This is a genomic window from Pseudonocardia sp. TRM90224, from assembly GCF_021245725.1.
GTDB lineage: Bacteria > Actinomycetota > Actinomycetes > Mycobacteriales > Pseudonocardiaceae > Pseudonocardia.
The window spans coordinates 13,883-36,084 of record NZ_JAJGSX010000040.1 but is presented as its reverse complement, the minus strand read 5'-3'; the positions used below and the strand labels follow the sequence as shown (position 1 = coordinate 36,084).

The window sequence follows — 22,202 nt, the reverse complement described above, 5'->3', positions numbered from 1 at the left end:
GCGCGCATCCACCCAAAACGGTGGGGAACTTCCGCTCGCGCGCCGAAAGTTGCCCACCGTTTTGCCAACCTGCACGCCCTGCGGGGTGTGCAGGTTGGCAAAACGGTGGGGAAGTTCTACGGCGTCGTCCCGGCACGGGCGACGGCCACCGCCACGGCGACGGTGCTGCTGTGCGCGATGCTGACCGTTGCCGCTATGCCCATCTCCGCCAGGCGCTGCGCCAGCACCACGAGCGGGCGCCCGTCGGGGGCGGCGACGATCTCGACGTCCCGCATCGTCGCCGGCGCATACGGTGAGACGGCCTTGACCACCGCCTCCTTAGCGCACCACCGCCCGGCGTAGCCCTCCGCGGGCCGCCCGAGCGACGTGCAGTGGCGGTGCTCCTCTGCGGTGAACAGCCGCGGGTCGGGGGTCGCCCAGCGGGCGACGTCCTCGGTGTCGACGCCGACTCCCGGCAGCCCGTCCAGCCCGAGGGCGTCGACGAGCAGGTCGCGGACCTCGGCGCTCGTCACCGCGCGGCCCCGATCGTCACCCTGCGCGTGAACGTCTGCAGCAGGTCGCGCCCGTCCCAGAGGTGGCTGAAAGAGAGCGCCTGCCCGAAGGGCACCATGCGGTCGATGCCCCGCCCGTTGAGCGCGACGGCGAGCTCGCGCAGCTCGGCGCGGTCGAAACCGTGGTGGGTGAGGGTCTGGTCGCGACGGCCGATCCCGGCGACGACGTCGAGCAGCTCGGCGGTCCGGTACTGGAAGAACGTGCCGGCCCCGCAGAACTCGCCGCCGATGGCGGGGAACTGCGCCACCGAGAGCACGGTCAGCGCGCTGCCGTGGAACTCGTAGCCGGTGATCTGCTGGTCGACGGCCGCCCGGTACCCGAAGCCGAGCTTCGCCACGGCCGACGCAGCGTCCACGGCGTAGCCCTTGCGGACGGCCTGGGCCTGCAGCCGCGGGAAGAAGTCGGCGCCCGCCGCCGCGCACTGCACCTCGTCGCCCACCCACACGACCGCCCGCGGCGACGAGCAGCCCAGCTGGTCGAACCAGTAGGCGTCGTTGAAGAAGTCGACGACGAGCCGGTCGCGGGCCTCCTCGGTCAGCGCCGCGTACGCACCCGCCTTGATGACCGCGAGGCTCGACCGGTCGGCGAACGTGACGTCGGTGGCGTGCGGCGGCAGCGGGCTGCGCCTGATGGCGTCGACCGTGCCGTCGCCACCCCAGATCACCCGCAGGTCGCACGCCGCGGAGAGCGCGTCGGTGATCGACTGCTCGTGGCCGTAGCTGAGCATGAGCGTCGAGTCGCGCACACGCGGGTGCTCGCCGAGCCGGTCGCGCAGGACGTCCAGCAGCAGCTCGGACGCCTCGGAGCTGCGCCGGGACAGCCGCACGACGGTGCGGTTGCCGGTCAGGACGGCCAGCAGCCACGAGTACACGAACAGCGTGTCGACGTTGGAGGGCGGCACGTGGAAGACCGTTCCTTGCGGGACGAGCAGCGTGGCGTCGTCCTCGCGGGCGGCGAACGCCTCCGCCAGGCGGGTCACCTCCGCCCTGCGCATCCAGAACGCCAGCGCCTGCACCTCCGGCAGGTGCCGGGCGCGACGGGCGAGCGTCCGGGCGAGGTCGGCACAGAAGTCGAGCGCTTCCGGGCTGAACGGGCGGCTCGTCGGGGCCGTCGCGAACTCGGCCAGCAGCGGCGTGAGCTCGCGGTTCGCCGGCTCGGGCAGCACAACCTCGACGCGCGCCGCAGTCCCGACCTCGATGGGTGTCGCCGTCATGACGCGCTCGCGTAGGCATGCGTGTCGCTGCACCCGCGCAGCTCGGCGCGCGGGATCCGCCCGATCACCTCGAGCTTCTTGCCCGCCCACCCGGTCACCGGAGAACCGGCCCCGTGCACGACGCCGAGGTCCTCGGTGAGCAGGACGTGCCCGGGGTAGCTGCGCGGCAGCGTGCTGAGCACCTCGATCACACCGACCTGGCCGTCCGGCGCCTCCGCCCAGGTCACCGGGTCGCGGATGATCACATCCGAGAAGTTCGGCGGGTGCAGGTAGCCGTCGGGCCCTTCCAGGAACACCCCGCCCACCTGCTCGACCATCCCGTAGAAGTTGTGGATCCGCCGCAGCCCGGTCGAGCGTTCGAGGCCCGCGCGGAACTCGGCGTTGCCGACCGCCTCGTCCTGCAGCTTCTTCCAGCCGCCGCTGTGGATCAGGACGGCGCCGGAGAGGTCGACGTCGAGCCCGCGGCGCTGGATCTGCTGGTGGAAGTACTTCCAGACCATGAAGGTGAACCCGAAGACCAGCACCGGCTGCCCGCTGAAGCGCTCGGCGAAGCGCTCCAGCGCTCCGACGTCGATCGCCATGTCGTCGTCGAGCACGTACGTGTGGTGCCGTCCGAAGCTGAGCATGCCCAGCACGCCGGCGCCGCGCGCGCTGAACGTCCGGCGGTCGCGCACGACGTTCGGCGTGTCGACGATCAGCATGGGCAACCTGCGCGGCCCGAGCACCGTGGTCATGACGGCCGCGAGCGCTCGGGCCTGCAGGTCGGCGGTGGTCCGGTCCAGCACGACGCGGCTCACCGCCTGCCCGGTCGTCCCGCTCGACGTCATCACCTTGAACACCTCGTCGTCGGGGATGCTCTGCAACAGGTGCGACTTGAACATCGAGACCGGGAGGTACGGCAGGTCGGACAGACCGCGCCCGGGCCCGTCGGGCAGCGCGTCGAGGATCCGCCGGTAGCCCGCGCAGGCGTCGCGGTGGTGCTCGACCAGCTCACCGAGCCGGGGGAGCAGCAGTGCCTCCTTCTCCTCCTGCGGGATGCTGAACTGCGGGCGGGTCAGCAGCTCGTCAAGCACCGGTGCCCGCCTTGCGCCGCTCCAACGCCTGGTAGTCGGTCTTGCCGTTCGCCATCTTCGGCAGCGCGTCCATGCAGGAGAACCGGATCGAGCTCAGCGGGAGCCGCAGGTCGTGGGCGAGCCGGCGCCGCCTGCCGTCGAGCTGATCCCCCGAAGCGGGTTGCTCGCAATAGACGAGCAGCTTGTCCGCCCCGGCGACGACGGCGACCGGGCCATCGGCGTCGAGCATCTGCTCCACCTCGTCGAGGCTCACCCGGACCCCGAAGATCTTGCCGATCCGCTTCGTGCGCCCGGTGACGAAGAGGAACCCGTCGTCGTCGAGGTGGCCGACGTCGCCGGTGTGCAGCCGGTTGCCGTGCACGTCGCCGAGCGCGAGGTCGGCGGGCTGCTCGGCGTACCCCATCATCACATTCGGTCCGGAGTAGACGACGTCACCCGACGCTCCCACCGGGACGGCCTCGCCGAGCTCGTCGCAGATTTCGATCGTGCCGCCGCGCAGCGGCAACCCGGCCGAGCCGAGCTTCTCGGGCAGGCTGCTGCTCGGCAGGCACGTCATGCGCGGGCCCGCCTCGGTCTGCCCGTACATCACGTGGAAGGCGCCGCCGCGGCGCTGCATCTCCGCGTGGAACTCCTTGACGATCGTGGTCTCCAGCCGGCCGCCGGCCTGCGTCATCGTCCGGATCGACGGCACGTCGAGCTTGTCCAGCCCGAGCCTGCGCAGGATGTGGAACGTGTAGGGCACCCCGCTGAGCGACGTCGGCCGGTCGCGGCGCACGACGTCCCAGAAGTCCGGTTCGAGCATCGTCGTGCCGGTACGGATGACGCTGCCGCCCGCGGCGAGGTGGGTGTTCACGATCGACATGCCGAAGCTGTAGTGCAGCGGCAGCGTGGCGATCGCCCGGTCCGCGGCGTCGATGCCGAGCGACTCGATGATCGCCGACGTGTTGGCCTCGAGGTTCGCCCGCGAGAGCCGGACGAACTTGGGGCTGCCGGTGCTGCCCGAGGTCGTGAGCAGCACCGCAAGCGCGGGATGTGTCGGATGGGCGGCGCGCTCGTGGCGCCACACCCCCGGGCTCGCGAGGTGGTAGCCGGCCAGCTGCGGCCCGATCTCCGCGGTCGCGTCGACGACGACGGTCGGCCGGTAGCGCCTCACCAGCTCCTGCGCGCCCGCCGGCCGCATGCTCGCGTCGAGCAGCGCGACGGGCGAGCGGTGCTGCAGCGCAGCCACGTACGCGACGAGCGTCTGCACCGACGTGTCGGCGAAGAGGAAGACCAGCTCGTGGGGCTGCTCGTACTGCGTTGCGAAGTCCGCCGCCGCCGCGGCGAGCTGTCGGTGGCTCAGCACCCGGCCGGTGTCGGCGTCGATGACGGCCGGCGCGTCGGAGTCGGGGTGCAGGAACACGGCTCGCTCCTAGATCAGCATTCCGCCGTCGACCCCGAGCACCGTCCCGGTGACGTACCCGGACAGGTCGGAGGCGAGGAAGAGGACGGCCCTGGCGACGTCGTCCGCGGTCCCGACGCGGCCCATCTTGATGGCGGCCGCGCGCTGCGCGAACTTGGCTTCCGGCAGCGCGCGGGTCATGTCGGTGTCGATGAACCCCGGCGCGATCGCGTTCACCCGCACCCCCATCGGCGCGAGCTCCTTCGCCGCGGAGCGGGTGAGCCCGATGACCGCGGCCTTCGATGCGCCGTAGACCGCCTGGCCCTCGTTGCCGGTGACCCCGATGATCGACGCGATGTTGATGATCGACCCGCCGTCCCCGCTGCGGCGCATGAGCCTGGCCGCCGCCTGCAGGTGCTGGATCGGGCCGATGGCGTTGACGCGGAAGGTGTTCTCCAGCGCGTCGTCGGAGATCATCCCGATCAGCGCGTCGTCGAGCACGCCGGCGCTGTTGACCAGCACGTCGAGTCGCTTGAAGGTCTGGTGGATGGTCCGGTAGGCGGCCTTGATCTGGGCCGGCTCCCTGGAGTCGCACACGACACCGAGTGCGGGCGTGCCCCACCCGGCCGTCAGTTCTTTCGCCCTCGCCTCGGCGGCCGCGAGGTCGGAGGAGCCCGCTACGACGACCGACGCGCCGTGCTCGGCGAGCAGCTGGGCGGTGGCCCATCCGATGCCGCGCGTCGATCCGGTGACGAAGGCGACGCGCTCGCGGAGGTCGAGGAGATCACGCAAAGTCGATCCCGTACTTCCCGAGCAGCTTCCGGGCCACGACGTAGCTGTTCATGTCGATGACGTCCTCGGTCTCGATCATGATGTCGAAGACGTCCTCGAGCTCCGCGATCAGCCGCATGTGCGCGACCGAGTCCCACTCCTCGATCCCGCGGTAGCTCAGGCTCTCCCAGTCGGTGTCGGGCGCGATGTCGAGCGAGTCGACGAACGCCTTCCGGAGGGTGCTCTCGTCGGTCATCGGTTGGTTCTCCCCATGTTCGTGTCGTTCGTGTCGATGCTGCTCAGCCGGTTTCCCGCAGCGGTGGGGGAGAGGCCACGCCAGTGCCCTTGGCCGCTTCGGCGTTGCTCCAGATGTCGATGAGCTCGCCGGACTCCGTGCGGAACCCCTCGTTGACCCCGTTGTCGCCGCGCACGTCGGTCGGTCGCACCACGCGGGCGACCGTGCGCAGCAGGATCGTCATGTCCAGCCGCAGCGACCGGTTCGCGATGTACCAGAGATCCAGCTCGATCCGCTCCGCCCAGCTGATCGCGTTGCGCCCGTTGACCTGCGCCCACCCGGTCAGGCCGGGGCGGATCCCGAGGCGTCCGCGCTGCCGTTGCGAGAAGTGCTCGGCCTGCACGGCCAACGCCGGTCGCGGGCCGATGAAGCTCATCTCACCGACCAGGATGTTCCACAGCTGGGGCAGCTCGTCGAGCCCGCTCGCCCGCAGGAAGTGCCCGATGCGCGTGATGCGCTCGATGTCCTCCTGGCCGTGGTAGTCGGCGTCGCGCATGGTGCGGAACTTGACCAGCGTGAACGGGCGGCCCGCCAGGCCGGCGCGGTGCTGGCGGAACAGCACCGGACGGCCGATGTCCAGCGCCACCAGCAGCGCCACGACCGCGACGATCGGCAGGGCGACCAGCCCCACCGCGAGAGCGACGACGACGTCGACGAAACGCCTCATTCGGTTGCCTCCGAGAACACTTTCCCCACCGCGTCCGCCACCGAGCGGACGTCGGCCTCTGCCATGGCCGGATGAACGGGCAGGACCAGCGAGTGCCGTCCCAACCACTGCGCGACGGGGAGCGTCTGCGGGCGGCCGACCGCGTCGAACGCGCGCTCGCGGTGGATCTCGGTGCACCCGCCCATCGAGCAGTCGACGCCCTCAGCGGCGATCGCCGCGACGATGCGGTCGCGGTCCCAGCCGGGGCGCAGCAGCTCGGGCCGCACGTGCCCGTAGAACCGGTAGTAGGCGTGCTCGACGCCCGGCGCGACCACGGGGAGGCGCAGCGCCGCGAGGTCGGCGAAGGTCTGCCGGAGCACGTCGGCGTTGGCGCGCCGCTGCGTGACCCAGCCAGCGATCTTCGGCAGCTGCAGCCGGCCGATGCTCGACTGCACCTCGGTCATCCGGCCGTTCGTCCCGAACGAGTCGTGCAGCCAGCGGAAGCCCGGCGGGTGCTGCTGCTCGTGCACCGCGTAATAGCTCTTGCCGTGGTCCTTGAGCTCCCAGCAGCGGCGCGCCAGCACCGTGTCGGACGTGGTGATCGCACCGCCTTCGCCGGCGGTGGTCATGATCTTGTCCTGGCAGAACGACCAGGTGGCGACGCGGCCCGCCAGCCCGACCATCTTTCCGTCGCGACGCGCGCCGTGCGCCTGCGCGCAGTCCTCGACCAGGTCGAGCCCGAGCTCGTCGGTGAGCGCGACGAGCGGGGCCGTGTCGGCGGGGTGGCCGCCGACGTGGACGACGATCACCGCGGCGGTGCGCTCGGTGACGGCGGGGCGCACGGTGTCGGCGGTCAGCGCCTGCGTATCGGGGTCGACGTCGACGACAACCGGCCGCGCCCCGCAGGCCGCGACGGCGCTGGCGGTCGCGATGAACGTCGCGGCGGGGACGATGACCTCGGCGCCAGGGCCGATGCCGAGCGCCCTCAGCACGATCTCCAGCGCCACCGTCCCGTTCGCGACGGCCACTGCGTGATCCGTGCCGGCCCAACCGGCCAGCTCAGCCTCGAACGCCCGGCCGTGCTCGCCCGTCCAGTAGCTGACCTTGCCCGAGAGCAGCACCTGCGCCGCCGCGTCGGCGTCGGCTTCGTCGAACCGCGGCCATCTCGGGAACGGCCCGGTGCGGACGGGGGCGCCACCGTCGACGGCCAGCAGCGCGAGGCCCGGCGGGGCCGGTGGGGAGAGCGTCACGGGAGCTCCTTGACGAGGTGCTCGGCACTGCCTCTGCGGTTGCCACTGCGGTTGACGGTGAGCGCGGGGCGCAGCCGGGCGACGGGCTCGTCGTCATCGAGGACCGTGAGCCCGTGCATGAAAGCTGTGGCGGTGTCCGACCCGACCGGTTGCAGCACCCAGCTCGGGTCGAGCGCGGGCACCCGCACGTGCGACACCGCGGGGTGCACCGGGCGGACGTCGTGCTCGCCGTCGCCGAACAGCTCCTCGTGCAGCTTCTCGCCCTCGCGCAGGCCCGTGAAGAGCAGCTGCACCGGCCGGCCGGCGAGCGACGCCAGCTGGGTTGCGATGTCGGCGATCCGCACGGGCTCGCCCATGTCCAGCACCAACGCCTCGCCGGGAGCGCCGATGGCGGCGGCCTGGATGACCAGCCGGACCGCCTCGGGGATCGTCATGAAGAACCGGGTGACGTCGGGGTGCGTCACGGTGATCGGCATGCCCGTGGCGATCTGCTCGGCGAAGGTGGTGAGCACGGAGCCGCGGCTGCCGAGGACGTTGCCGAACCGGACCGAGACGTAAAGGCCGTCACCTGCGCGCGATGCCGCCTCCGCGACCAGTCGCTCACCGATGCGCTTGGAGCAGCCGAGCACGCTGATCGGGTTGGCGGCCTTGTCGGTGGAGATGTTGACGAAGGTCTCGACGCCGGCTTCGAGCGCCGCGTCGAGGACGTTGGCGGTGCCGACGACGTTGCTCTGCCAGGCCTCGTGCGGGTACTGCTCCAGCATCGGCAGGTGCTTGAGCGCCGCCGCGTGGAAGACGACGTGCGGGCGGCGTTCGGCGAGGATCCGGGTGAGTGTCGGCGCGTCGCGGATGTCGGCGAGGATCACGTCGGGGGAGTCGAGCAGCGCCCGACCGTGGATCGAGAGCTGCAGGGTGTGCAGCGCCGACTCGTCGCGGTCGAGCATGAGCAGCTCGGCAGGCCCGTAGTTGCGCAGCTGCCGGCAGAGCTCCGAGCCGATCGACCCGCCGGCGCCGGTGACGAGCACCCGCTTGCCGGTGAGGTAGCCGGCGATCGAGTTGACGTCGACCTCGATCGGCCTGCGCCCGATGAGGTCGGTGATGTCGAGGTCACGCAGGTCGGAGAAGCCGATCCAGGGCCGGAAGAGGTCCATGAGCGCGGGGATCACCTGCACCCGCAGCCCGGCTCCCGTCGAGGTGCTGCTGATCTCGCGCATCACCTCGGTGTCGAGGTTGCGGATCGCGACGACCAGCACCGACGCCCCCGTCGAGCTCGCGACGGAGGCGATGTCGGCGCGCGAACCGAGCACCGGCACGCCGGAGATCCGGCGGGATCGCGCGCTCGGGTCGTCGTCGAGCAGCGCGACGGGGAGGTAACCGCTCTCCGCATCGGCCAGCATCGAACGGATCAGTTGCTGCCCGCCGACCCCGGCTCCGACGACGATCACGCGGGCGGCCGATTCGGCGTCGGGGCGGGCCCGTTGTTCTTTCAACGTGCGCAGGGTGAGCCGGATCGCCAACGCGATCACGGCGGTGACCAGCGTTGCGGTGATCGGCACCGAACGGGGAACGGCGATCAGGCCGACGGCACTGCCGATGAACACGGCAAGCCCGACCACTGCGGTGATCCGTGCCACATTGAGTACGTCGTCGACCGTTCCGAGTAGTGCGCGACCCTGGTACTGAATGCTCAGCAGTGCAAGTCCGATTTGGGCGAGAACCGCGATTGTGATGGCCAGAAGAATCCCCGACAGGGACAGTTCCGACATGTCGCCGTCGAAGCGGAACCAGGTCGCGGCGGCCAATGCCGGTATCCACGCGATGGCGTCGGCAACTGCGAGCGCGAGTGCGCTGTCGGCGCGTGAACGTGCCCCCCGACGTGGTGCATCCGGCATCCGCGGCTCCTTCCGTATCCCCCCGACCACGAGTGCGCGTTGATGCACTCGGACTTGGGGGGCCGGTTCGTTACGGCCGCGTGTTGCACCGCCGTTACACGGGAGAGCTGGGCCCCGTTCGGAAGCGGCCGGCAAGATGATCCACAGCCAGCGGGATGCCTAGAACGACCACGACGGCGGCGCACAGGCTCGCCACGGTGTCGCTCGCGTAGTGCAGTCCGTTGGCCACGAGCGCGACCGTGATCGCCGACCAGACCGCCAGTACACCGACGGCGGCGATCGCGGCGACGACCGTGCGGGCCCGCTTCGGGACGAGGTTGACCACAACGAGCGCGGCGGCGATCGCGACCGACGTCGCGCCGCCGGCGTGGCCGCTCGGCAGTGCGAAGCCGCCTTCCAGTGTGCGCCCGATCAGCGGCTGCAGCGTGGTCGTCACCAGCCCGGTCACCGGCGGACCGGCGAGCACCACCAGCGCGAGCCGTGGTCGGCGGGCCACGAAACCGACCGCGCCGAGCAGGATCGTCATGAGGACGACCTGCGGCGGGCTGCCCAGCCGGACGAACGTGCGCAGCTGCGACCGCACGGGTGCCGCGGTGTCGCGGATCGGCCCCTCGACCGAAACGTCGAACCAGCTCGGCCCCTCGACGCCGGCGTAACGCACCGCGAGCACGCCCAGCGCCGCCCCGGCGAGCGACACCGCAACCGCGGTGGGACGCCTCGCCGGTTCGGGGAGGACCGGGGTCGGCGGGGTCGCCAGCATGATTCGCACGATACCTGCGGGCGCGGTGGACGCGGCCGGATCAGCCCGGGGCATCCCCGTACCGCAGGCCGTTGAGGAGCAGCGCGAGCAGGCGATCGGCCTGGGCCGAACCGGCCGGTGTGCGGGGAGCGTCCTGGACCGCCGACGCGATCGCGCCGACCATCTTGAGCACGTCCGATACGTCCGCGTCGGCGACCACCGTCCCGGAACGTCGCGCTCGAGCAAGCAATATCTCGCCGATTTCGAAGAGTTCCGCGTGCCAGTTCGATACGAGGTCGTTCCGATCGGAGGCGGAATTCAGCGCGGCCGCCGCCAGGCCGCGGTAGGACAATCCGTGCGCGAGTGCGGCGCGCAACCACGTGGCCAATGCGTCGAATGCGGCAGCCGCGGTCGAGAGGCTGCGGCCGAGCTCGACCAATTCCGCGATCTGCTCGGCGAGCACGACCTCGATCAGGTCCAGGCGCGTCGGGAAATGGCGGTACAGCGTGCCGCTGGCGACGCCGGCGCGCCGGGAGATCTCGTCCAGCGATGCGTCGGCGCCGAACTCCGCGAACACCGCCTTGGCCTGCTCGACCAGCTGCTCGTAGTTGCGCCGCGCGTCCGCCCGCTTCGGGGGCCCGACGCGCGGCCTGGGCTCCTGACCTGCCAGGGCGACCACCACTCCTTGCTTACCGGACGCATGGTCCGTTACGTTTCCGAGCGAAACGGACTGTGCCTCACCTTAGCTGGCACGGAGATCGAACCAAGCAGGGGGCGTGACGTGTCGCTGTCGGAGCCGGTGGTCGAACCGCGAGTCGTGATGGAGCGCCACCGGCAGGCGGCCGTCGACCGATCGGTCGAGGAGATGCGCCGGCTGTATGCGCACGACGCAGTTCATGAGTTCCCGTTCACCGCCCCTGGGCTCCCGTCGCGGCTGGAGGGGCGCGACGAGATCGTGCGCTGGATCGCCGCGGGCTGGCAGGCAGATGCGTTCCGGTACGAGCTCTACCGCGTTCTCGCCACCTACTCGACCGACGATCCGGCGACGATCGTCGTCGAGCAGGAGGCGATCGGGACGAGTGCCATCACCGGTGGGTTCGTGCTGCCCAACATCGTCGTTCTCACGGTTCGCGACGGGCAGATCGCGCACCTGCGCGACTACGTCGACGTCCTGGCCGCCGCGGCCGTCGTCGGGCACGACCTGGCGGCGTCACGTGGTATCGAACCCGCGGGATGACGGGCTGCCGCGAGGTTCGCGGTGCCTGGTGAGGGCAGGAAAGCCACTTTCCTGCCCTCACAGGGCCTGAAAGTGGCTTTCCTGCCCTCGCGTGCGCGATGCGGCTGACCGCTCCGGTATCGGGCGATGGTCCGGTTCGGGTGGTTCGGCCCGCCCGATCCGATACGCCCCGCCTGCGCGGCTGGATTGCACGAATTGTCCCGGACTTGTCGCTCAGATCGGAGAAAAGGGACATGATGCGCATTGCTAATCAAGTGTGGGGCAAATAGGACGACCGTCGATCTCCGCTCTGGACAACGGACAGCCGAGGGCGTATCAATCCCATACGGTATACAGTATGTCCCAGCTCACAGTGTCAAAGGAGACGCCGTGCCCAGCGATCTGTCCTATCGAGGAGCGACGAAAGACATCTGCGGCGGAAAGGGACGAAAGTGACGGCCGCAACCGGCGACTACACGATCGTCACCGACGACAACGGTCGCCGGTACCGGATCGGTGAGTCGCCGAAAGCGCTGATGGGCCATCCCCGATCCATCATGGTATGGCTGCCGTGGATCGCCATGATGGGCATCAGCGTGTTCGAATACGGCTACGGTGCCGCCGCGAAGACGCTGCAGGCGGTGCACGGCTGGACCCTCGGTGAGGCCTTCTGGATCGTCACGATCTGGGCGGTGTTCCAGGCCGGCATCGCGTTCCCGGCCGGGCGGCTGCGCGAGCGCGACATCCTCTCGGCGCGCTCGGCCATGCTGCTCGGCGCGGTGTTCACCGCCATCGGGTTCCTGGCCATCTCCCATTTCAGCAACCTGATCGTCGTGTACATCGGCTACTCGGTGCTCGGTGCTCGGTGGCACCGGCGCCGGCCTCGTCTATGCCACGTGCATCAACATGGTCGCCAAGTGGTATCCGGAGAAGCGCGGAACGCGCACCGGATTCGTCAACGGCGGGTTCGCCTACGGCGCCGTGCCCTTCATCTACGTCTTCAGCTACTTCTTCACGCCGTCGAGCTTCACCACGGTGCTCGACCTGATCGCGCTGTACATGTTCGTCGTGCTGTTCGCCTGCGCGATCTTCTTCAAGGACCCGCCGAAGAACTGGTGGCCCGCCGAGGTCGACCCGCGCGCATGGCAGCAGGAGACGAAGGCGGCCAAGATCCGCAGCCTCGCGAAGAACCCGCCGGCCACGGCGCAGCTGGGCCCGCTGGCTGCGATCAGGACGGGCATGCTTCCGCTGCTGTGGCTGGGGCTCTTCCTGATCGGCAGCGTGTCCCTGTTCGGCAGCGCCTACCAGGTGCCCTTCGCCGAGTCCGCAGGATTCACCACGCTGATCGTCGCCGGCTCGGCGGGTGTGCTCTCCATCGTCAACGGCGCCGGCCGGGCCGCGGTCGGCTGGTTCTCCGACCTCGTCGGGCGCAAGCAGGCACTGCTCTGGGTGATGGTGCTCGAAGGGCTCTCGCAGTTCGGGCTGCTGTTCTCCGGCCAGGCGCACGCGGAGGTCCCGTTCCTGCTCTGCGCGGTGCTTGCCGGTGTCGGTGGTGGTGCGTTCTTCCCGATGTACGCGGCGCTGACCCCCGACTACTTCGGCGAGAACAACAACGCGACCAACTACGGGCTGGTTTACAGCGCGAAGCTCGCATCGGCGATCGTCGGGATCGGAATCGGGTCGAGCGTCATCGAGAAGCTCGGGTTCGCCGGCGCCTACATCGTGGGTGGCGTGCTGTCCTTCGTCGCGGCGGCGGTCGTGCTGTTCTACCGGCAGCCCGGTCGCAAACCGACGAATGCCCCCGCCGCGGATGAGGAAGCCCGTTCAACGAGCGTGTCGTGAGATCCGGACTACCGTCGACGGCATGGGGAATCTCGACGGCAAGGTCGCGCTGATCACCGGCGGGGCGCGCGGCCAAGGCCGCTCGCACGCCGTGACGCTGGCGGGGGCCGGCGCCGACATCGTGGTCTGCGACATCGCAGAGCCCATCGGTTCCGTGCCCTACGCGCTCAGCTCGGCCGCGGATCTGGCCGAGACGGTCGCGCAAGTGGAGAAGGTCGGCCGGCGCTGCGTGGCAGTGCCGGCCGACGTGCGGGTGCAGGCCGAGCTCGACGCCGTGGTCGGGCGGGCGGTCGCCGAGCTCGGCCACGTCGACATCCTGCTCGCCAACGCCGGGATCGCCTCCTACGGCCCGATCGCGGAGATGAGCGGCGCGCAGTGGCAGGACATGATCGACGTCAACCTCACGGGCGTCTTCAACTCCTTCCGAGCGGTCGTCCCGCACATGATCGAGCGGCGGTCGGGGCGGATCGTGGCGACGTCCTCGATCGTCGCGCGCATGGGGGCGACGAACTCCGGGCACTACGCCGCGGCGAAGTGGGGTGTGCTCGGGCTGGTCAAGTCGCTGGCGCTGGAGGTCAAGCAGTTCGGTATCACCGTCAACGCGGTGCTGCCGAGCGGGGTCAACACGCCGATGCTGGACAACCCGGCCATGTACGCGGTTTTCCGTCCCGACCTGGAGAACCCGACCCGCGACGACGTCAAGGAGATGTTCGACGACAACTCCGCGATCGAAGGGCTGCTCGACCCGGTGGAGGTGTCCAACGCGATCCTCTTCCTGGTGTCGGACGCCGGCCGGCACCTGAGCGGCGAGGCGATCACCATGTCGGGCGGCATGAGCGCCGGCATGACGTAGCGGGTGATCGGGTGATCAGTGGCAGTCCCACGACGCGAGGTGGGTGCCGCAATGCAGGCAACGGAACAGGTAGGCGGTCGGGGAGCCGTCGCGGTCCAGCTGGTGGAGCATTTCCTCGATGTCGTCTTCCGGCCAGTCGTAGATTCGGCAGTCGGCCCGGATCGAATCGAGTGCGTCGGGATGCGGTTCGAGCTCGGCGTAGCCGGCCGGGCCGAGGAAGGCCGCGCCGTCGGCGCAGTGGTAGAGCCAGTACCCCTGCTGCCAAGCGGTGAACCCCGGGGTGCGCTGGGTGATCTCGTCGACGACTGCGATCGGCACCTCCGCAGGTACGTCCTGGGCGTCGCTGAAGGAGGCTGCGATGTCTTCCGGCGCACCCGGTGTCGCCAGCGCGCGTGCCGCTTCCCCGGAGTGAATGCAGTGCAGGCAGACGCTCTCGGGCTGGCTGCCGTAGATCGGCCCGTCGTAGCGGGTCTGCCGGCGGACACCGCAGACGGCGCACACGTGGTCGTCGGGGACCGCGGATTCGGTGGCGATCGGATCCGGGTGGTACCGGAACACCGGGTCGGGCATGATCGCCATCATGCCCCTCGGGCGGCGTCGCTCACCGGGACTGCCGCCGCATCGCGTCGGAGAGCACGAGCAGGGTCCGCAGGTCCGGGATCCAAGCCCCAGCACAGCACCTGGCCTGCGATGCTTCGCGCCCGACGAGAACTCATCACGCACCCTTCGGCGGATCGGCCCGACATGGGGGGACGACCTCACCAGCGGCGGAACCGTTGGGGCGAGGCAGGTGGTGAGACGCAGGTCACACCGGCGCGACGACGATGAGGTGCCGGTAGGTGACGGTGTCGGTCGGCTCACCCACGGGCACACCGTCAACCTCCACCCACGCGTGCGCCTCGAACGGCGGGGTGCGCACGCCGGTGCACCACACCGGCCAGACACCACGCAGCCGGCAGACGATCGCCGTCGCGATGGAACGCTCCAGGCAGTACCGGCCGGAGCAGAAGACGCTGACCGCGACGACGTCCTGGCGGGCGGCGAGCGCCTGTTCGTGGGTGGCCGCAGCGGCGCCCCGCCGGAGCAGCTCGAACGTCCGGCGGATCCGCACCGGCGCGAGTCGGGCCAGCCCACGGGCGATGCCGACCGCGACGTGGATGACGAGCCGCCGGCCCAGCGGCGGCCGCTCGCCCCGCTGCAACGCCTGGCTGCTGCTCACCGCCGCCCCCCACAACTTCCCCACCGTTTTGTGCACATGCGCGCCGTTTTGGCGCGCATCCACCCAAAACGGTGGGGAAGTTCTCGCCTGCTCATGCGACCACGAGTCCTGCCTCGGTGAGCCGCCGCAGCAGGTCGTCGACGTCGGCGGCGGCCTCCTCGGGGCCTACGGCGTAGGTCTCGGTCAGCCGCTGTGCGGCATCCTCGCCCGCGAGCACGGCGTCGAGGATGAGCGCCCCCGATCGGTTCAGCTGGAAGTAGCGGCCGGTGCGTTCGTCGAGGAGCACACGCGCGTCCTCCGTGTCGACGGCAACGACGTCAGTGCGCAGCCGCATGATGGTCCTTCCGCAGGTAGGCGGGTGTCGGGTTGGCATCGAGGTCGCGCAGCCACACCTCGTGGCTGATCGTCTGCTCCAGCGGCTGCATCGGGACGGTGGCCAGCTGCGGGCTGAGCAGCGCCCGCCGTAGCGGATCGGCGTCGGCCAGGCCGTACCGGACGAGCCGCGAGTCCTCGGCCAGCGCGGCCAGCGCGGGGCGCTGCGCCTTCAAACCGGCGAACCACTCGTGCCCCGACCCGTCCTTGCTGGTGCGGGCCAGGATCTCGGCGGGAACGAGCCCCTGCATGGCGTGCGCCAGCAGCGGCTTGTACTCCCACGGCGACGCGGTCGCCTCGGGCCGGACCGCGAGGCAGGCGTCGATCACCTTGTCGTCGCAGAACGGCGAGTCGCTGACCATCCCCCGCATGGTCAGCTGGCGACCGGCCCGCCCGGCGAACTGCGCGTAGTGGATCCGCGCATGCTGTCCGCGGGCCGGGTGCAGCGGCTCGGCGTCGTTCCGGCGCAGCATGTCCGCAACCACCTCGACGGCGGCGTCGCTCGCCCAAGGAGGCATCCTCGGCGCCATCCCCCACGGGTCCACCCAGTCGGCCGGCGGTGCCGTCAGCGAGCCGGCGGTCGCAGCCAGCCACTGGCGGTACGGGGTCCGGTCCAGCAGCATCCGGACGGTCGCGGCGCGCGGCCAGCGGTGCCGGGCCCGGTAACCCGACGCGCGCCGCAGCGCCTCGAGCGGGGAGCGGCGGAACAGCTCGTGCACGTACGCGGGCGGGGCGAGCACCACGTGGTCGCCGCCGTGGCCGCACAGCCGCAGGTCGACGCCGCGCGCCGCCATCTCCCGGTCGATCGTGTCCTGCCGCACGCCTTCGCGCACGTCCGCCACCGGTTCGTCCTCGGAATCGGTGCTGGGCTCGCCGAGCCCGGTGAAGAAGGCCGGCAGCTCGCCCGGCCCGTAGACCAGCCGCTCGCAGTCGGGCAGGTGCGCGGCGGCGCGATCGGCCCACATCGCGTCCTCGTTCCCGGCAGCCGCCCACTTCAGCGTCACCGTCACCAGCCGGACGCCGGTGCGGGCGGCCAGGAAGCAGAGCGAGGTGGAGTCGAGCCCGCCCGAGAGGTCCATGCCGAGCACGTCGCGCCCGCGGGCGCGCACCGCCACCGCTTCGAGCAGCGCATCACGCAGCCGGGGCGCTCCGTCTTCCAGCGTCAGCTCCGGTTCCGGCGAGCGCCACCAACGCCGCACATCGACGCGCCCGGCGCGGTCGACGGCCAGCAACGAGCCGCCCGGCAGGGCCTCGACGCCGCGCCACATCGCGGTGTCCTCCATCGGGTGCGGCGGCTGCGGGTAGGCCATCCGCATCGCGACCTGCTCCTCGTCCAGCGGCGCGTCCGCGAGCCACGCCAGCGTCCTGGCCCGGTCGGCAGCGACGGCCACGCCGTCGACGAACGCGTGGTAGACGCGGTGTGTGCCGGAGACGCTCCCGCGCACCCGCACGTTCCCGTCATGGGAGGCGATCAGGTGGAAGGCACCCGCCGGCTCCGGTTCGACGCCCCGCTCCATCCACCGTTCGAGGTCCACCTCCGTCGCCGACGACGTCCCGATCACGGCGACCCGGCCGGCGTCCGAGGCGCCGATGGCGATCCCGTCGGCGGCCCAGCAGCCCACCAGCCACGGCCGGCCCGACGCGTGCGCCACGGAAGCGCACGCGAATGGTTGCACCCGGCGCGTGATGGCGATCGCCGAATCCGAATCGGGCAGCACCACGAACCAGCGCCCGCTTTCCACGGGAAACCTCCTCCGACGGAGATCGGCAATTGCATGACGACGACGGCGAGCGCTGGCTCCGAGGTCGGGAAGACCAGGAGCCGGCGCCCGCCGCACCGATCAGGAGTGCTCGACTCAGCAGTCGAAGTAGTACAAGCGCGGGCGCCCTTCGGGCGTCCGGCTGCACGCACCCATCGTCATTTCCGTGAAGCCGCCGACCTCGACGAGTGCCGGCGGTTCGTAGGTTTCGCGGACAGGGCTCGACTGCTCGTAGCTTTCCGTTGTTTCCATGGAATCCCCTCTTCGATGGAGGTTTCAGACTATGTCTACTGCATACAGTATGTCAAGATTTGTCCGTTGTGTTGCCTATGTTGTTGCCGCAAACAGGCAAGTGATCAGCGCGCAGCCAGGGGGTTGCGCGAGCCCCCGGTTCTGCGAGGGTGATCGTCGTGAGCGACGTGCTGGAGTGGCTGCTCGACTCCGATCCCGCACTGCGGTGGCAGGTGCAGCGCGACCTCGCGCACCTGCCGGAGGACGTCTGGCGGGCGACGCGCACCCGCGTCGCGACGGAGGGGTTCGGGGCGCGGCTGCTCGCCGCGCAGGATCCCGACGGGCAGTGGGCCGGCGGGGCGTACTTCCCAGCCCCGGCGCAGCGGCCGGATCCCGAGGAAGCCGGGCAGCCGTATACGGCGACGACGTGGTCGCTCACCACGCTGCGCGAATGGGGGCTGGACGCCGCGGTGCTGGGCGACACCGCGGCGCGGCTCGCCGCGAGCTCCCGCTGGGAGTACGACGACCTGCCCTATTGGGACGGCGAGGTCGACGCCTGCATCAACGCGATGACCCTCGCCAACGGCGCGTGGCTCGGCGTGGACGTCTCCGGCATCGGCAGGTGGCTCGTCGAGCACCGCATGGCGGACGGCGGGTGGAACTGCAACTGGGTCGAGGGCGCGACCGTCTCGTCGTTCCACTCGACCCTGAACACGGTGAAGGGCCTGCGCTACCACGAGGCGGTCACCGGCGGGACGGACGAGCTGCGCGCCGCGCGCCGCGGCGGCGAGGAGTACCTGCTCCGGCGGCACCTGTACCGGCGCCTCTCGACCGGTGAGCAGGTCGCACCGTGGGCGTCGGAGCTGGTGCACCCGTTCCGCTGGGTCTACAGCGTGCTGCACGCCGCCGACCACATCCGGGCGGCATCGCTGCTCGACGGGTGCGCGCCGGACCCGCGGATGGCCGAGGCGATCGGGATGATCCGGGCCGGTCGGCAGCCGGACGGCCGATGGCTGCAGGGTGGGCGGCATTCGGGCCGCGTGTGGTTCGAGGTCGACGTCGAGCCCGGTGCGCCGTCGAAATGGCTCACGTTCTTCGCGACGCGCGTCCTCGACCGGTGGGACGCGCCATAGCGACGGCTGATGCGTCGCATCACTTCTTCGCATTGGGCAGCGCGCTTACCGCTTCCTAGGCTGGAGCGATGATGCATCCGCTCCTCGCGCGATTCCGCGAGATCAACGGCGACCACCGGATGACGGATGTCGACGACGCTTACGTGACGGCCGAGTTCGTCGTGCTGGACGACCTGTGCCGGGCGCGCGGACGCGACGTCGACGAGACGCATGAGCTGATGCTCGCCGGCCGGCTCCCGATGCCGAGCTATGTGCGGTCCGACGGCGCGATGATGGTGCCGGCCGATCTGTTCGACCTCGCCGACGAGGCCGGCGGGATCGACCGGCTCGAACAATGGTTCCGCGCGCAGTGGGCCGATCGGGAGCAGGCCGGCGAGGAATGGCGGTCCTACCTCAGCGGGCAGTACGTCTGCATGCGTGCCGTCACGCCGGTCGCGTTGCAGCGCAAGGACGAGCTGACGGCCGCGATCACGGCCGCGCCGGACCTGCCGGACGCCGGCACCCCCGGCTGGAACGCACGTCTGCACGGGCTGGTCGACGAGCTCGACGGGCTCGAGCGCGAGTTCACGGCGTACGACCGGCTGCGGTTCGGCGGCCCGACCTCGCGCGACCGCTGCATCGACGCCGTGCGGGCGCGGTTCCCGCGCAGCTGACGTCGTTCAGGCGGGCAGCGCGTTCCGGAGCGCCTCGACGACGGCGATCGCCGCGTCGGCGTCGCCGCTCTCCTGCCAGAGCTCGAGCCACTCGTTCTCCTCGTCGTCGAGGATCCGGGTGAGCGCCGCGCGAGCCAGCGCGAACAGGTCCGGGTCGACCGCGACCGGTTCTCCGGCGGCTACGAAGTTCGGCCCGTAGTTCGGGTTGGGTCGGGGGCCGTCGGGAAGCTGCGCGGCGACGATCGCGGCTGCGGCAATCGCCAGGTCCGCCTCGTACGAGTCGAGGTGGTCGGCGGAGGCGGCGTTGTCGAGCGCCTCCCTGAGCAACGCTGGGCGGTCCGCTGCCGTGGCATCGTCGAGGTCGCCCGCAAAATCGGCGGCGTTGTCGTTGTCGAACGAGCCCGTTCCCCAAGTGCCCATCAGGTGATCTTGTCAGCCACGTATGCGGCGGCCTCGGCCAGTAGTGCCTGGTCGTACTGGGCGTCCTTGGTGGCCTTGCTCGACATGATCGCGAGGACGATCGGCGGTGCGCCGCCGGGTGGCCATCCGACGGCGATGTCGTTGGCCGTGCCGTAGTCGCCCGTCCCGGTCTTGTCGGCGACGCGCCAGCCGGCCGGCAGGCCGGCGCGGATTCGGCGGTCGCCGGTGGTGTTGCGTTCGAGCAGATCGCGGAGGAACCCACGTTGCTCGACGGGCAGCGCCTCGCCGAGGACGATCCGCTCGAAGTTCGTGCCGAACGCCCGCGGCGACGACGTGTCGCGCGGGTCGCCCGGCGTGGCCTCGACGATCGCGGGCTCGATCCGGTCCATCTGCGTGACGGTGTCGCCGATGCTCCGCGCGTACGTCGTCAGCTCGCCCGGCCCCCCGAGGTCGCGCAGCAGCAGGTTGCCGGCCGTCCCGTCGCTGAAGCGCACCGCGGCGTCGCAGAGCTGCCGGATCGTCATCCCCGACGCGACGTGCTCCCTGGTCACGACGGCGCTCTTCAGCAGATCGGCCTCCGTGTAGGTCAGGACGGTCTCGAGGTGCGAGATCGGGTTGCGTTGCAGGACGGCGGCCGCGGCCAGTGCCTTGAACGTCGAGCAGAACGCGAACCGCTCGTCCGCCCGGTGCGCGACGATCGCACCGCTGCCGGTCGAGAGCGCGTAGACGCCAAGACGGGCGTCGAACTTCCGCTCCAGCCCGACGAGGTGGTCGTGCCGTTCCTCGACGGGCGGGGGTGGGGGAGTGGGCGGTGCCGCCGGTGGTGCGCTGGTCGCGCTGGTTGCGCAACCGGCCAGCGGCAGCAGGGCCGCCGCTCCCAAGAACGTCCGGCGGCCCATGGCCGGTGGTGACGACACAGCCCAGATCCCCCCGCGGATGATCAACTCGGGGCAGGGTAGCCCGGCAGCGGCGAGTCGCCCGCTCCAGAGCGGTGAGTCGCCACTTCGAGCACGGCGAGTCGACACTTTCGGCACGGCGAGTCGACACCTCCAGCACGGCGAGTCGACACTTCCAGCACGGCGAGTCCCACGTTCCCGCGGGCGAGTCCCACGTTTCAGCGGGCGAGTCCCACGTTTCGGGGCGGGCTCGTCGCGGTGGGTGCTGTCTTCGCTGCCTGCATCCCGCTACTGGGCCGTGCCGGCCAGCAGCCACCTCGACGTCGGCACCTCCAGCAGCACCCGCGCGCCGAAGCCCGCCCACTCCTCGAGCACGTCCCAGCCGTCGTACTTGCTCGCGAACTCGGCGACGACGTCGGCCGGGAAGTCGCTGCGCCGGACCGCGGCCTTGCCTTCAGCGACCACCGGGTGCAGCCCGCCCTCCAACGCGATCGACACCCTGGCGTCCGCTTCGACGTTGCGCACCTTGACGTTGCGCTCGCTGCTCCCGATCCACCACGTCGGGTCGCGGAAGACGAACCAGATCGGTGTGACGTGAGGTGATCCGTCGCGGCGGAGCGTGCAGATCCAGGCGATGCGCTCGTGCACGATCCGGTGCACGACGTCCGGTGGCGGTTCGGCTCCCATGGATCAAGCTTCGCACCCCCGTAAGATCGGTTTCATGCGTTGACCGACGCCCGCCGCGCGGGCACCCCCGCACACCTTCGTGTCCTCATCCCCGCACACGAAGGAGAATCCTTGACCATCAGCGTTCCAGCGGCCCTCGCCGCATCGATGAACCACGACGCGGCATGGCTCGCGGCGCTTCCGTCGCTCGTCGCCGACCTGCAGCAACGCTGGTCGTTGCGCGCCGACGGGCCGCTCCGCCACGGCATGGCCGGCATCGTGCTGCCTGTGCTGCGCACCGACGGATCCCCTGCCGCGCTCAAGGTGCAGCCGGTGGCCGACGACAACGCCGCGACCGCGCTCGGGCTGACGCTCTGGGCCGGCAACGGCTCCGTCGAGCTGTTCGAACACGACCCGAGCAGCGGCGGCATGCTGCTCGAACGGCTCGACGCCACCCGCCCGCTCGCGAGCCTCGCCGGCACCGACACCGTCACCGACGTCGCCGCGATGCAGATCCTCGCCGAGCTGCTGGCCAGGCTCGTGGCCGTGCAGGCCCCGGCGGGTGTGCGTCGCCTGGCCGACATCGCGGCCGCCATGGTCGACGAGACGCCGGGCGCCGCACGTGCGCTGCCCGATCCCGCCGAGCGGACGCTGCTCGGTACGTGCGCCGCGGTCGTCGCGGATCTCATCGGCGAGGCGGGCGACCGGCTGCTGCATTGGGACCTGCACTACGACAACGTGCTCGCCGGCGAGCGCGAGCCGTGGCTCGCGATCGACCCCGAGCCGCTCGCGGGGGATCCCGGTTTCGATCTTTGGCCCGCGCTGAACAGCGGGTGGCAGGAGATCGTCGTGCCGTCGGGCGACGTCGAGCGGACCGTGCTGCGCCGCTTCGACCAGCTCACCGCCACGCTCGGGCTCGACCGTCGACGCGCGGCCGGCTGGACGTTGGGGCGGGTGCTGCAGAACGGGCTGTGGGACGTCGAGGACGGGAGCGCGGCGCTCGACCCGGCGCAGGTCACGCTCGCCCGGATCCTTCTGGAGCACCGCATGCTGTGACCCGGATCACGTAGATCATGAGCACGGCGCTGTTGATTCCGCCGGTCCTCGCGGGTCGTCCCGGTAAGAGGAC

At 70.8% G+C, this 22,202-nt stretch carries 26 protein-coding genes; 6 read left to right on the top strand and 20 right to left on the bottom strand.

Features of this window, described 5'->3' with window-relative positions; genetic code table 11:
* Positions 1–116: 116 nt before the first annotated feature.
* The 11 genes from LL648_RS35320 to LL648_RS35270 all read right to left on the bottom strand — a co-directional run bounded on the left by LL648_RS35320 (position 117) and on the right by LL648_RS35270 (position 10,491).
* Complete coding sequence (locus tag LL648_RS35320) at positions 117–512, bottom strand: holo-ACP synthase (RefSeq protein WP_232667178.1); 396 nt, start codon at positions 510–512, stop codon at positions 117–119.
* The gene (locus LL648_RS35315) at positions 509–1,765 is read right to left on the bottom strand and encodes an acyl-CoA reductase (RefSeq protein WP_232667177.1); all 1,257 of its coding nucleotides are present in this window, start codon (positions 1,763–1,765) and stop codon (positions 509–511) included. The genes LL648_RS35320 and LL648_RS35315 overlap by 4 nt, the downstream gene beginning before the upstream one ends.
* Positions 1,762–2,838, bottom strand: a complete 1,077-nt coding sequence (locus LL648_RS35310) for a LuxE/PaaK family acyltransferase (protein ID WP_232667176.1) — start codon at positions 2,836–2,838, stop codon at positions 1,762–1,764. Before LL648_RS35310 ends, LL648_RS35315 begins: the two co-directional genes overlap by 4 nt.
* On the bottom strand, positions 2,831–4,240 hold the full coding sequence (locus tag LL648_RS35305; RefSeq protein WP_232667175.1) for an AMP-binding protein: 1,410 nt from the start codon (positions 4,238–4,240) through the stop codon (positions 2,831–2,833). The genes LL648_RS35310 and LL648_RS35305 overlap by 8 nt, the downstream gene beginning before the upstream one ends.
* Positions 4,241–4,249: 9 nt before the next feature.
* Positions 4,250–5,011, bottom strand: a complete 762-nt coding sequence (locus LL648_RS35300) for an SDR family NAD(P)-dependent oxidoreductase (protein ID WP_232667174.1) — start codon at positions 5,009–5,011, stop codon at positions 4,250–4,252.
* Entirely contained in the window at positions 5,004–5,246 is a 243-nt protein-coding gene (locus LL648_RS35295) for an acyl carrier protein (RefSeq protein ID WP_232667173.1), read from the bottom strand. The genes LL648_RS35300 and LL648_RS35295 overlap by 8 nt, the downstream gene beginning before the upstream one ends.
* A 43-nt stretch (positions 5,247–5,289) precedes the next feature.
* The gene (locus LL648_RS35290) at positions 5,290–5,952 is read right to left on the bottom strand and encodes a sugar transferase (protein WP_232667172.1); all 663 of its coding nucleotides are present in this window, start codon (positions 5,950–5,952) and stop codon (positions 5,290–5,292) included.
* Positions 5,949–7,181: a DegT/DnrJ/EryC1/StrS family aminotransferase gene (locus LL648_RS35285; protein WP_232667171.1), complete on the bottom strand. Its 1,233-nt coding sequence runs from the start codon at positions 7,179–7,181 to the stop codon at positions 5,949–5,951. The genes LL648_RS35290 and LL648_RS35285 overlap by 4 nt, the downstream gene beginning before the upstream one ends.
* Complete coding sequence (locus LL648_RS35280; RefSeq protein WP_232667170.1) at positions 7,178–8,815, bottom strand: nucleoside-diphosphate sugar epimerase/dehydratase; 1,638 nt, start codon at positions 8,813–8,815, stop codon at positions 7,178–7,180. Before LL648_RS35280 ends, LL648_RS35285 begins: the two co-directional genes overlap by 4 nt.
* A gap of 352 nt (positions 8,816–9,167) precedes the next feature.
* The gene (locus LL648_RS35275; RefSeq protein ID WP_232667169.1) at positions 9,168–9,833 is read right to left on the bottom strand and encodes a phosphatase PAP2 family protein; all 666 of its coding nucleotides are present in this window, start codon (positions 9,831–9,833) and stop codon (positions 9,168–9,170) included.
* Positions 9,834–9,873: 40 nt separating this feature from the next.
* A complete protein-coding gene (locus tag LL648_RS35270) occupies positions 9,874–10,491 on the bottom strand; it encodes a TetR/AcrR family transcriptional regulator (RefSeq protein WP_232667168.1) in 618 nt (205 codons plus the stop codon).
* A gap of 102 nt (positions 10,492–10,593) precedes the next feature.
* On the opposite strand from LL648_RS35270, the gene LL648_RS35265 reads away from it, so the two are divergent.
* Complete coding sequence (locus tag LL648_RS35265) at positions 10,594–11,049, top strand: nuclear transport factor 2 family protein (RefSeq protein ID WP_232667167.1); 456 nt, start codon at positions 10,594–10,596, stop codon at positions 11,047–11,049.
* A 589-nt stretch (positions 11,050–11,638) separates the two neighbouring features.
* On the opposite strand, the gene LL648_RS35260 is transcribed toward LL648_RS35265, so the two are convergent.
* Positions 11,639–11,869, bottom strand: a complete 231-nt coding sequence (locus LL648_RS35260) for a hypothetical protein (protein WP_232667166.1) — start codon at positions 11,867–11,869, stop codon at positions 11,639–11,641.
* Positions 11,870–11,886: 17 nt separating this feature from the next.
* On the opposite strand from LL648_RS35260, the gene LL648_RS35255 reads away from it, so the two are divergent.
* Together LL648_RS35255 and LL648_RS35250 are read left to right on the top strand one after the other, a co-directional pair.
* Positions 11,887–12,870: an MFS transporter gene (locus tag LL648_RS35255; RefSeq protein ID WP_232667165.1), complete on the top strand. Its 984-nt coding sequence runs from the start codon at positions 11,887–11,889 to the stop codon at positions 12,868–12,870.
* Between the two features lie 22 nt (positions 12,871–12,892).
* Positions 12,893–13,723, top strand: a complete 831-nt coding sequence (locus tag LL648_RS35250) for a mycofactocin-coupled SDR family oxidoreductase (RefSeq protein WP_232667164.1) — start codon at positions 12,893–12,895, stop codon at positions 13,721–13,723.
* A 15-nt stretch (positions 13,724–13,738) separates the two neighbouring features.
* On the opposite strand, the gene LL648_RS35245 is transcribed toward LL648_RS35250, so the two are convergent.
* The 5 genes from LL648_RS35245 to LL648_RS35225 all read right to left on the bottom strand — a co-directional run bounded on the left by LL648_RS35245 (position 13,739) and on the right by LL648_RS35225 (position 17,326).
* Positions 13,739–14,293 (bottom strand): CbrC family protein, encoded by a 555-nt coding sequence (locus tag LL648_RS35245; protein WP_232667163.1) that lies wholly within the window; start codon positions 14,291–14,293, stop codon positions 13,739–13,741.
* A gap of 235 nt (positions 14,294–14,528) precedes the next feature.
* A complete protein-coding gene (locus LL648_RS35240) occupies positions 14,529–14,942 on the bottom strand; it encodes a lasso peptide biosynthesis B2 protein (protein ID WP_232667162.1) in 414 nt (137 codons plus the stop codon).
* Between the two features lie 91 nt (positions 14,943–15,033).
* The gene (locus tag LL648_RS35235) at positions 15,034–15,276 is read right to left on the bottom strand and encodes a lasso peptide biosynthesis PqqD family chaperone (RefSeq protein WP_232667161.1); all 243 of its coding nucleotides are present in this window, start codon (positions 15,274–15,276) and stop codon (positions 15,034–15,036) included.
* On the bottom strand, positions 15,260–17,056 hold the full coding sequence (locus LL648_RS35230; RefSeq protein WP_232667160.1) for an asparagine synthase-related protein: 1,797 nt from the start codon (positions 17,054–17,056) through the stop codon (positions 15,260–15,262). Before LL648_RS35230 ends, LL648_RS35235 begins: the two co-directional genes overlap by 17 nt.
* Positions 17,057–17,170: 114 nt before the next feature.
* Positions 17,171–17,326, bottom strand: coding sequence for a lasso RiPP family leader peptide-containing protein (locus LL648_RS35225; RefSeq protein WP_232667159.1), 156 nt, complete (start codon positions 17,324–17,326; stop codon positions 17,171–17,173).
* 158 nt (positions 17,327–17,484) lie between these two features.
* On the opposite strand from LL648_RS35225, the gene LL648_RS35220 reads away from it, so the two are divergent.
* Together LL648_RS35220 and LL648_RS35215 are read left to right on the top strand one after the other, a co-directional pair.
* Complete coding sequence (locus tag LL648_RS35220; RefSeq protein WP_308190438.1) at positions 17,485–18,438, top strand: squalene cyclase; 954 nt, start codon at positions 17,485–17,487, stop codon at positions 18,436–18,438.
* A 68-nt stretch (positions 18,439–18,506) separates the two neighbouring features.
* Positions 18,507–19,091, top strand: a complete 585-nt coding sequence (locus tag LL648_RS35215) for a DUF6058 family natural product biosynthesis protein (RefSeq protein ID WP_232667158.1) — start codon at positions 18,507–18,509, stop codon at positions 19,089–19,091.
* A 6-nt stretch (positions 19,092–19,097) separates the two neighbouring features.
* Here the strand turns inward: LL648_RS35215 and LL648_RS35210 are convergent, their stop codons facing one another.
* The 3 genes from LL648_RS35210 to LL648_RS35200 form a co-directional block, all read right to left on the bottom strand.
* Positions 19,098–19,511, bottom strand: a complete 414-nt coding sequence (locus LL648_RS35210; RefSeq protein ID WP_232667157.1) for a DUF4259 domain-containing protein — start codon at positions 19,509–19,511, stop codon at positions 19,098–19,100.
* On the bottom strand, positions 19,511–20,410 hold the full coding sequence (gene bla / locus LL648_RS35205; RefSeq protein WP_232667223.1) for a class A beta-lactamase: 900 nt from the start codon (positions 20,408–20,410) through the stop codon (positions 19,511–19,513). The genes LL648_RS35210 and bla overlap by 1 nt, the downstream gene beginning before the upstream one ends.
* 285 nt (positions 20,411–20,695) lie before the next feature.
* Positions 20,696–21,094: a pyridoxamine 5'-phosphate oxidase family protein gene (locus tag LL648_RS35200; protein ID WP_232667156.1), complete on the bottom strand. Its 399-nt coding sequence runs from the start codon at positions 21,092–21,094 to the stop codon at positions 20,696–20,698.
* Between the two features lie 147 nt (positions 21,095–21,241).
* On the opposite strand from LL648_RS35200, the gene LL648_RS35195 reads away from it, so the two are divergent.
* The gene (locus tag LL648_RS35195; RefSeq protein ID WP_374112156.1) at positions 21,242–22,129 is read left to right on the top strand and encodes an aminoglycoside phosphotransferase family protein; all 888 of its coding nucleotides are present in this window, start codon (positions 21,242–21,244) and stop codon (positions 22,127–22,129) included.
* Positions 22,130–22,202: the final 73 nt, after the last annotated feature.